At 42.0% G+C, this 1,125-nt stretch carries 1 protein-coding gene; it reads right to left on the reverse strand.

Annotation, left to right across the window (positions count from 1 at the left end; translation table 11 throughout):
- Positions 1 to 155 precede the first annotated feature (155 nt).
- Positions 156 to 845 (reverse strand): tRNA-uridine aminocarboxypropyltransferase, encoded by a 690-nt coding sequence (locus H5180_RS23290; RefSeq protein ID WP_145234820.1) that lies wholly within the window; start codon positions 843 to 845, stop codon positions 156 to 158.
- Between the last annotated feature and the right edge of the window lie 280 nt (positions 846 to 1,125).

Below are 1,125 nucleotides of genomic sequence, written 5' to 3' on the forward strand. Positions count from 1 at the left end.
GAAAACATCAAAGTGGCCGAGGTAGCGCCTCATTAGAGCCCGTATATAAGCACGCAATCACATCATTTTAATGTAAAAAGGCTTGTGCAATAGGAGGAGTCCATATAAGCGATTTTATATCGCGATTTTTCGAGGTACAACATGGGGAAACCAAATTACTCAGGTCTGCCTTTATTGCGCTTACCTAATAAATACGCGTCGCGAAACTTCATAAAATGCTGTTCAAGCTTAGTTGCTGCATCAACCTCCCCAGCTAGTGCTAAAACCATAATGGCCACTTCAGCGGTGCCAAGTTGGTGTGCGTGAGGGGCTACACGTAAGCGATAATCTGACAGTTTTTCTGCGGTAATTGAGAGGACTGGCAACTCGTCTAAATACGGGCTTTTGCGGATCATTTTTTTCGCTTCACGCCATGTGCCATCTAAAAAGATAAACAAGGGACGTTTATTAGACTGGTGTTGTACATCAGTAATAACGCGTGCGGTATCTTCAACATCTGTAGCAGGAAAGATCACCATAGGTTGATATTGCGGGTCATTTAATAAGGCTAATAGTTTATCGTCAGGATCAGTCCTGTCCCAACGAAAAGCATGATTATCAGGAATAATTTCAGCAATTAATCGCCCTGTATTAGAGGGTTTAAAACTCTCGTTGTGATACATAAGTAAGCATACCGCCGCCTTACTATCAGCCGGCTCCACACCGTCACAAATACAGTAATGTTTCGCGATTAAGCATCGTTCACAGCGATCCATTTTACCGCCACGGGCATTAAACTCACGACGAGACTCACTAATTTGTTGAGCGCGTAAAACCAGTACTGAATTACTTGAGGTATTAGTCACTACGATTACCTATAAATTGATCGGCGCGTATTGTAGCTAAAATCAAAATGAATTGATATCTGCTATCAAAACGTTGCCCCTCTGTTTTAAGCGCCAAGTAAAAGTACTTACTAACTCAGGGCAAGAGCATGAAAAAAGTCTATGATTTCAATACGTTTTCAAGGTAATCTGTACTGCGCATAGCTTTTTTCTGTTTTGCGGGCATGCCTTTATTAAAGCTTGTTTCTGCTTTTAGCTGATTAAATGCGATGTGTCTCAGCCCCGCAAATACAGGTGCTGC

The organism is Pseudoalteromonas sp. SR41-4 (assembly GCF_014163985.1).
Taxonomy (GTDB): domain Bacteria; phylum Pseudomonadota; class Gammaproteobacteria; order Enterobacterales; family Alteromonadaceae; genus Pseudoalteromonas; species Pseudoalteromonas rhizosphaerae.